Genomic DNA, 8,349 nt, shown 5'->3' with positions numbered 1-8,349 from the left:
CCCCATGAGCGACTGGCGTTAGCGTCAGCGTTAGCGACGAAGGAGCGTCACCCCGAAGGGGTTAAAGGGTAAAGGTTAAAGGTTTTTTCTTTCCCTTTTCCCCTTTCCCTTTCCCCCTTAACCGACAAGTATTGAGTGTGGAGGGTAATTTTTTGGATACTTAGCTAGAAATCCCACACAAAATTTCGTTCAGCAAACTATACATGATGACCAGCATCAGCAACTTCTGAGGCTAGCTTTTCAGCCTAAGCTACAAAATCACGTCCAGCCACCTATTTCCGCATCAGTCAAAGGCTTCTCTAATTTGGTATATTCTGTCTGAGCAGCCCGCAATACGTGTTTCATCTGCACGGGTTCGCCGGCATCGGCGGCGAGAAAAGCTGCATTTAAGGCTATATTGCGGATATTACCGCCAGCCACATTGAGCCGTGCCAGTTGCATTGCATCTAAGTCTGCGGTTGGCGTGTTTGGTGGAAAGACGCGTCGCCAAATCTCGGCTCGTTGTGCGGTGTCGGGGAAGGGGAATTGCACCACGAAACGAATCCGCCGTAGGAAGGCTGTATCAATTGCACTTTTGAGGTTAGTCGTCAGAACTGCTAAGCCTGGGTAGCTTTCCATACGTTGCAATAAGTAGCTGACTTCGATGTTGGCATAGCGATCGCGTGCATCTTTAACTTCACTACGTTTACCAAACAAAGCGTCAGCTTCATCAAATAACAAAATTACTCCACCTTGTTCGGCGGCATCAAACACCCGTCGCAGATTCTTTTCTGTTTCGCCAATGTATTTACTGACTACCGATGACAAGTCAATGCGATACAAATCTAAGCGCAATCTATGTGCTAGCACTTCTGCTCCCAAGGTTTTACCTGTGCCGCTACTACCTGCAAATAAGGCGCTGATTCCCAATCCCCGCCCTCCTTTGCCAGCAAACCCCCAATTGTGATATACAGTACTCCGTTGCCGCACGTGGGCAGCAATTTCACGGAGTATTTGTTTCTGGGGTTCTGGTAATATCAAATCGTCCCAATCTCCAGACGGCTCGATTCGTTGGGCGAGTTCATCTAGGCGCGGGCGTGCTTGTATGCGGCAAGCATCCCATAAAATATCGCCAATATCGGTTTCTGGTTTTTGTGCTAGTTGCCCTGCGGCTTCTGCACAGGCGGCGCGGATAGTTGCAGCACTCAAATTAAACTGATCCACCAAGGCTTTCACTTGCCCGTTCATTTGTGGTGCAATCCCCGCTAATGCATCTTGCCAAACTCCACCTTGTTCTTTGATTGTTGGTTGATGTACGTCAAAACTAACTACTAAGCCCTGTGTGAGGCGCATTCGTTCCCGACTGGTAACGATTAAAAAGCCGTTGACGCGTTCGATGAAGTGAGCGATGGCCTGGAGTCGTGCTGTATCATTGCTATCGAGTTCGTTGCAATCTAGGAGTAAAGCACACCTACTCAAAATTGTCTCGCGAGTCCACAACCGAATTAGATTGTCCAATTCACTCGGTGCTTGGGGAATGAGTTGTGTGGGCATTATCCACAAACTCAAACCCTGGAGTTGACAAATTCTAGCGGCGATCGCGCGTTTACTACTATTTTCCGCACCACATAATTGTACAATTGGCAAGCTATTTATCTTATGAGCTTGCGACCATACAGCCGCAACCCGCTTTGCCAGTTCTTCGTGGGACGGTACTAAATCGCCGACTTCTGGTAATGGTTCAATGATGCCAGCTAAGCGTTCGTCAAGGTATTGGATGCCCGTGAGGTAATGCAAAATCCGCTCGTCAATTCTCAAGGGACTGAGGGTGAGGGCGTGGGCATCACCAATTTGAATTAACCGCCAGTGGCGTAGGGGAGCATTTGGGGCGATGGCATCCCAGTGGACGTGGGGTAAAGTTGCTAAAGCTAAACTTATGGTTGGGTAGGCTCGCTGGGAATCGCCGTGTACTTTAGCACACAATTTGCCAAAATCTCCATTCAATTCCATACCTGCACACAACAATAGCAAATTGCTCTCAAAGGATGAGAGTCTAAACATGTTGCAGATTCTATCCAACGCCGATGGTGCAGGCATAGCAGCAGCAGCTTCTTGGAGTGCTTGCTGTAAATTTTCGTAGTTTTTTGCTTCAGATTGATTTTGCGAACTGGCAATATGATTTTCTAAAATCCCCCGGACTACGGCTAGGGCTGCTGATAGGTAGCGGTAATTTGCTCGATCCCAATCGATAGTTGTAGCGTTCATGAAATTGTTACCTGTGGCGAATCATATTCTCCAGACTGGTTTTTGTGCAATGGACTTTCTGCGCCATCTACCCGCACCCGCACAATATAAGTTCCTGGCTTGATATTTTTCACAGGAATAGTAATTGCATCAGTATCTTCACTGCGCGATGGAACCAAGAAAGAGTAAGCTACCAAACTTTGGGCTGACACATCACTGAGGAGCAAAACTATACGCTGCGCTTTGCCTACTTTGGGATGGAATTTAACGGTAATTTCTGCTGAACGTAAATTCTCACCGATGTTTTCCACTCCAGCAACGAAGGCCGTAATTGTGGGATGGAGGACAAAAGCTGCAACGTTTGATTCAACTATCCCTTCTATTTGTCCGATGTTGCCCATTGGCAAATGTACCACTTGGATACTTTGCACGCTTGGGTACAAATCTGCTGGTACTAACAAGCTGATTTGCGTTTCCTTTACATCTTGAGGAACTAGTAATGTCTCAGTGTTACTCAATCGAATTCTGGTGATATCACCGCGTAACCGCTTTCCACGAATCATTAATGTTGTGCCAGCAACAATCATTTGCTGATGTTCGGTTTTTTCCAGAGGTATTACTTGCTCGATATTCGGTTGAGACAAGGGCATCATGTAAAAGCCTTCAAGGTCATCAGATTTGCTACTCTCAATCAATACCATTGATGCTAGATAGGTAGCTGAAGGTCGATAGTGAGTTTGTAAGGCAGACCATAACTTAGAAGTTTCTTCCATATTGAAAAACTCTGGAGTGAGTTTGATTTGCCCAATTGCTTGTGCTAAATCAGATACAGACACCCCAGCCACAGCTTGGGAAAAAGCTGTGGAAGTATTAGTTGCGGTTGCATTGATTAAAGTATTTTCAATAATATCCGTTGTAATACATGGTGTTTTGTGTAACAAATGCATTGCATAGCCTAGTAAAAGCTCTGCCTGAAAATCCTTGGCTCCGTAGGCCGTTAATAAATAGTGGAGATCCAGAGCTAACGGAGGAGTCGTAGAAGGCAAATTTCCATTTAGACGCGAGTGCCTGCTGCGAAATTCCTGGGATACCCAATCGACATTGCGATTCTGCGTCACTTGATAGAGAAAGAGGTTGAGTTGAGCGCGTTCGTCAGCTTCAACTGAAATGCGATCGGGCGGTAGGGCAGTTACAATTACATCACCAACACTAGCAGCGATGGGATCGCTGACTAAACCGTTTTCCAGCAAAACTTTTAGTACTGCTGTCACTGCGGCTATAGAGAGTACCTTACTCATCCTCGTTCCTCATGGCAATAGCACATTTTAATCATGTACGCCAGGACACATTCACAGGATATATTTTGCAAAACTTTAAATATTAAGGACTGGGAACTGGAGATTGGGAACTGGGTACTATGAATATACTTCCAATTGGCGATCGCTAATTCCCGATCCTCGTCACTGATTTTTCGTCCGTAGCTCAGTGTTTCTCAGGAACTAATTTTAGCTACGGCAAGTCCTAAGCTTAAGCATTTTATCAAAATATTCCTATTATTTTAAGTTTTTAATATGCTAGGCTGAGTATAATTAGATAAGAATGAGTAATATAAATTACTAAGATTTTACATAATCAACATCAAACAAGCAAAAAATTTGTAATACTGTAAGAAATGAGGAGCCTAGTCAAGATACTTTGTTCCTAATCTCTGAATTATTACGTAATACTGTAGAATTGCTATTTGATTTTTGAAACAATTCCCTACTACTGGCACAGCCTGGTTCCTGATTTCCTGCTTTCTATGTCTACCTCAGCTGTAGGAGTTCAAAAATCAAAGTCGATTGCTATAGTCCTATCTTGAACTAAACTTAACACCTTCAAATAACTTTAGGATGGGTTCCCCCTGATGAAATCCCCACCTTCTTCAAATTCTTGGAATGGTCGCTTCGTAGGTGATAACCAGCGGTATCGTTTAGACCGACGGTTAGGCGGTGGTGGCATGGGAGAAGTCTTCCTAGCAACGGACATCCGTGTAGGTCAGCAGGTAGCGTTGAAGTTGCTCAAAGATACCCTGGTGGCTTCACAAGAAATGAGAAAGCGTTTTGAGCGTGAAGTAGCTGTGTGTGCAGCACTGCAAAGCGACCACATAGTAAAAATTAGTGATTGTGGAATTACTCCAGAAGGTTTTCCATTTTACGTAATGGAATATTTACGGGGACAAACCCTCAGACAATTATTGCTGCGGGAAAAGCGCTTACCTGTGGAGCGCACTGTAAAAATTATGGCGCAAGCTTGCAAAGGTCTCCAGCTGGCCCATAAAGGAGTAACTCTGCAACGGGAAGCAGGAAAAACCGCCGAGCATATTCAAGTAATTCATCGCGACCTGAAACCAGATAACATATTTTTGGTACCTACGGATTTGGGAGAGTGGGTAAAAATTTTAGATTTTGGGGTTGCCAAAATCCGTAGCGATTCCTCGGAAAATACTGGGATTACAAATATTACTAGTACATTTATTGGTACATTTCGCTATGCGCCCCCCGAACAAATCCAAAGTGATAAAAATTTGGATGCTAGGGGTGATATTTACAGCTTGGGGATTATCCTTTATGAAATGCTCAGTGCAGCCGATCCATTTGGGATTAGCATCAAGGGTAATCAAATCAGCGAAGCTTCTTGGGTATTAGCTCATGCTTACGAGCCACCTAAACCATTGCGGGAGCAACCAGGCTGCGAGAATTTGCCCGAACAATTGGAAGCGGTGGTGATGAAATGCCTGCACAAAAATCCAGCTAACCGATTTGCCAGTGTAGAAGAACTCGATCGCTCTTTGCAAGCTGCTGCCAAATTTGCCACCGACATTCATAGCGTACCAGGACGGGCTATTGTGCAGCCGCCACGACCTCTCCACAACCAAGGCTCAAATCACGAAACAGTATCAAACGACGATACGATTCTTCGCCCTCCAGCCCCCTACAATCAAGGCTCAAATCACGAAACAGTATCAAACGACGATACGATTCTTCGCCCTCCAGTCCCCTATAATCAAGGCTCAAATTACGAAACAGTATCGAACGACGATACGATTCTTCGCCCTCCAGCCCCCTATAATCAAGGCTCAAATTACGAAACCATTCCCAGACAATCCAACGACGACACCATTATTCGCCCTCCAGACGCCTATAATCAAGGCTCAAATTACGAAACATCCAACGACGACACAATTATTCGTCCTCCAGACGCCTATCATCAAGGCTCAAATTACGAAACTATTAACAGATCCTTTAACCCAGTGGAGCAAAACCAACCACAGAATTACAATTCTCAACAAACTCCTGTGAATAACCCCAATCCCAGCAAACCGGATGCGACCTTATTTCAACCGCGACCTGCATCCAATCAAGGTGGAGTGCAACTACCACCAGATAAAACCTTATTTCAACCGCGACCTGCATCCAATCAAGGTGGAGTACAACTACCACCAGATAAAACCTTATTTCAACCGCGACCCGTTTCTCATCAAAATACACCGCCAGTACCAACAGATAAGACCTTATTTCAACCGCGACCTGTGTCTAATACTAATAGACCAGAACCGTCACTAGATAAAACATTGTATCAACCGCGACCTGTATCTCATCAAAACAAACCCCACGTACCAACCGATGAAACTATTTATCAGCCAAGACTAAATCAGCACTCAGCTACGGGAAATACTCCTAATTTCTTGCGAATCTTGGGAATCATCTTAGCAATTGGACTGACTTTAGGAGTAGTAACCTTTATATATACTCAAATCCAATCTTCTCAAAACTCGACTAACGAGCAAAGTTTGTCAAATAGCGATCGCATCCACAGCTAATATTTGGCTAATGACATATATAGCAATCCTATTGGAGTTGTGAAAAATATTAATGTTGACTGTTAATAATTCTCACATCTAAATATCATGTCCGCATAATTAGTTATGATTCCCACAGCCATTGCACCCCACCCCCTAATTACCTCCCCGAAGTTCGGGGAGGGGAGACAAAGCATAGCTTTGTTCATTAGTCAAATCGGATTCCTATATATTTTGATGACATCATCTTGCTTTTTTATTGATTATCAGCTTCGCTATTGTTGACTACAAGATACTTACTATTTTCTTGGCGTAACTTAGCATCTTCTTCGTTGTAAAAGAATGACAGTAAAACAAACCGCCGTCCGTTGATGACTGGGGTAGCCTCATGGAGTAGCGAACAAGAAAAAATCACCGCTTCTCCAACATTTGGAGTATAAAGCTGGAGTCCATATTCTGGAAATAGTAAATCACCGCCTTGATAAGCGCCAGTATTGAGATTTAATGACATAGCAAACCGTCGGTGAGCAGTGCCTTTTGTAGTATTATCGCGATGACGATTAAAAAAGCCTTTATCAGTTGCTTCGTAACAAGATACTAGGTAGCGTTCAAAGCGAGTGATGGTGAATTGAAAAGCCTTTTCAATTTCTGGTTTAATCCGTCGCATAATCAGATAATTGATTTGCTTTAATAATTCAGGTTCAGAAATTAAATAGTCTCGACGTTTTTTAAAATCATAGTCATAAACTCCAACTGTTTTGCCATCGATTTGTCGCATAAAACCAGACTCTTGACCACCGTCTGCTTCGTATAAATTGATTAAATGCTGGCAAAAACTTCGGTCTAAAACATTTGGTATAAATAAAACAGGTGCTTGTCTATTTGCGGGAATATTTTCAGCGATCGCAGGTAAAGTTTTGATAAATTCAAACACTTCTTCGCAAGAATTAGTATTAGTAGAAATTGGCAAAATTTTGATAATTCGTAAATTTTCATCTAAAACAAAAATTGTTGGTTTATATTGTAATTCATTACTTTCTTGATTCCTTGGTTGACAAACACCATATTGAAAGCTAACTTTCCCTTCAAAATCCCAAAGAAATTTGAAATAAGTTTTATTTTCAATTAATTCTGCCAGAAAAGTGTCATTTGGGTCTATGCTGACACCAAAGAAAGGCACTTTGTAGTAAGCAAATTGTTGCTGCCTTTTAGAGAATTCATCAATAATCTGGCGACTATAATTGTTTTTTGAGCTTCCGAAAAAAAACAAAACGCTACGGTATCCACCAACCGAGTTAAAGTGAAAATTCGGGTTTGAGGTTGAAGGAAGAATAAACCAGGGAATTGGGTCGCCAACAGTAAGAGGTTGCATAGAATTAGGTAATTTTAGATTTTAGATTTTGAATGTTTGATTTGTTTCACGCCTCAATCACATAATTTACAAATTTCTGATTCAATCATTTTCGATGTGATTACAAATGACTAATGACTAATAACTAATAACTAAAAAGCAAAATTAGTATAAGCAGGCTTTAACTTTTGTAAAAAATTGAGCATAGCTGAAACTACAACATCCGAAGACTCAATCAAAAAGCCATGACCACCACGGTCGATGACTACAAGTTCAGCATTAGGAATACCTTGAGCAAGTTGCTGGGAAAACTTGAGTGGCGTGAGAATATCTTGTTTCCCAACTAAAACTAAGGTGGGACAATGAATTTGTTGTAGGCGGTCTGTTGTATCAAACTCAAGCATGGCTTGGCTGTGCTGATAAAGTGAATGAGTCCCAGGTGGGAAGGGATATTTGATGGCAAATTCAATGAGACCTTCTATCATTCCAGGAATTGAATAGAATGTATCTGTAAATATCCAAGGCAAGACGGTTTTTTCATAGAGTTTCAAGTCTACATGGTTGAGAAGCTCACCCCAAGTTTTTATGATGCTGTTGAATAATTCATCACCTTTTGCCAAAGATGAAAGTAGCATCAGACTTTGTATTTTTTGAGGATATGCTAAAACTAATTCTTGGGCAATTTGACCGCCCATTGAATGACCTGCTAAATGTACCTTATCAATGCCGATATAATCTAACAATGCTGCAATATCATCAGCCATTTGTTTAATATTATATTGACTTTCAGGAGCAGAACTCCGGCCCATACCCCGGTTATCTATGCGAATAACTTGATATTTTGAAACCAGAGACGGAATAATCAGCGACCAATAAGCATGATCGCAAAGAAAGCCAGCTATTAATACTAAAGGTTCCCCCGTTCCTTTAATAT

General features: G+C 42.5%; 5 protein-coding genes. 1 reads left to right on the top strand and 4 read right to left on the bottom strand.

Annotated features, from left to right (window positions below; genetic code table 11):
- Window positions 1–258: 258 nt before the first annotated feature.
- Both GNE10_RS28425 and GNE10_RS28420 read right to left on the bottom strand, forming a co-directional pair.
- Complete coding sequence (locus GNE10_RS28425) at window positions 259–2,244, bottom strand: ATP-binding protein (RefSeq protein WP_185568983.1); 1,986 nt, start codon at window positions 2,242–2,244, stop codon at window positions 259–261.
- Entirely contained in the window at window positions 2,241–3,521 is a 1,281-nt protein-coding gene (locus tag GNE10_RS28420) for a DUF4255 domain-containing protein (RefSeq protein ID WP_185568981.1), read from the bottom strand. Before GNE10_RS28420 ends, GNE10_RS28425 begins: the two co-directional genes overlap by 4 nt.
- A 608-nt stretch (window positions 3,522–4,129) precedes the next feature.
- Between GNE10_RS28420 and GNE10_RS28415 the strand changes: the two genes are divergently transcribed.
- A complete protein-coding gene (locus tag GNE10_RS28415; protein ID WP_185568979.1) occupies window positions 4,130–6,085 on the top strand; it encodes a serine/threonine-protein kinase in 1,956 nt (651 codons plus the stop codon).
- 235 nt (window positions 6,086–6,320) lie between these two features.
- Here GNE10_RS28415 and GNE10_RS28410 read toward each other — a convergent pair whose 3' ends face one another.
- Together GNE10_RS28410 and GNE10_RS28405 are read right to left on the bottom strand one after the other, a co-directional pair.
- Window positions 6,321–7,436, bottom strand: a complete 1,116-nt coding sequence (locus GNE10_RS28410; protein WP_185568977.1) for a redoxin domain-containing protein — start codon at window positions 7,434–7,436, stop codon at window positions 6,321–6,323.
- 131 nt (window positions 7,437–7,567) lie between these two features.
- Window positions 7,568–8,347, bottom strand: a complete 780-nt coding sequence (locus GNE10_RS28405; RefSeq protein ID WP_311774865.1) for an alpha/beta hydrolase — start codon at window positions 8,345–8,347, stop codon at window positions 7,568–7,570.
- Window positions 8,348–8,349: the final 2 nt, after the last annotated feature.

The organism is Nostoc sp. 2RC (assembly GCF_014222165.1).
Lineage (GTDB): Bacteria > Cyanobacteriota > Cyanobacteriia > Cyanobacteriales > Nostocaceae > Nostoc > Nostoc linckia.
The sequence above is the reverse complement of the archived record's forward strand: the minus strand, read 5'-3'. Positions and strand labels throughout refer to the sequence as shown.

Excerpts from the sequence above, each read along its gene's own strand:
- GNE10_RS28415 (WP_185568979.1), top strand. The coding sequence starts at position 4,130 with ATGAAATCCCCACCTTCTTCAAATTCTTGGAATGGTCGCTTCGTAGGT.
- GNE10_RS28420 (WP_185568981.1), bottom strand. The coding sequence starts at position 3,521 with ATGAGTAAGGTACTCTCTATAGCCGCAGTGACAGCAGTACTAAAAGTT.
- GNE10_RS28425 (WP_185568983.1), bottom strand. The coding sequence starts at position 2,244 with ATGAACGCTACAACTATCGATTGGGATCGAGCAAATTACCGCTACCTA.
- GNE10_RS28410 (WP_185568977.1), bottom strand. The coding sequence starts at position 7,436 with ATGCAACCTCTTACTGTTGGCGACCCAATTCCCTGGTTTATTCTTCCT.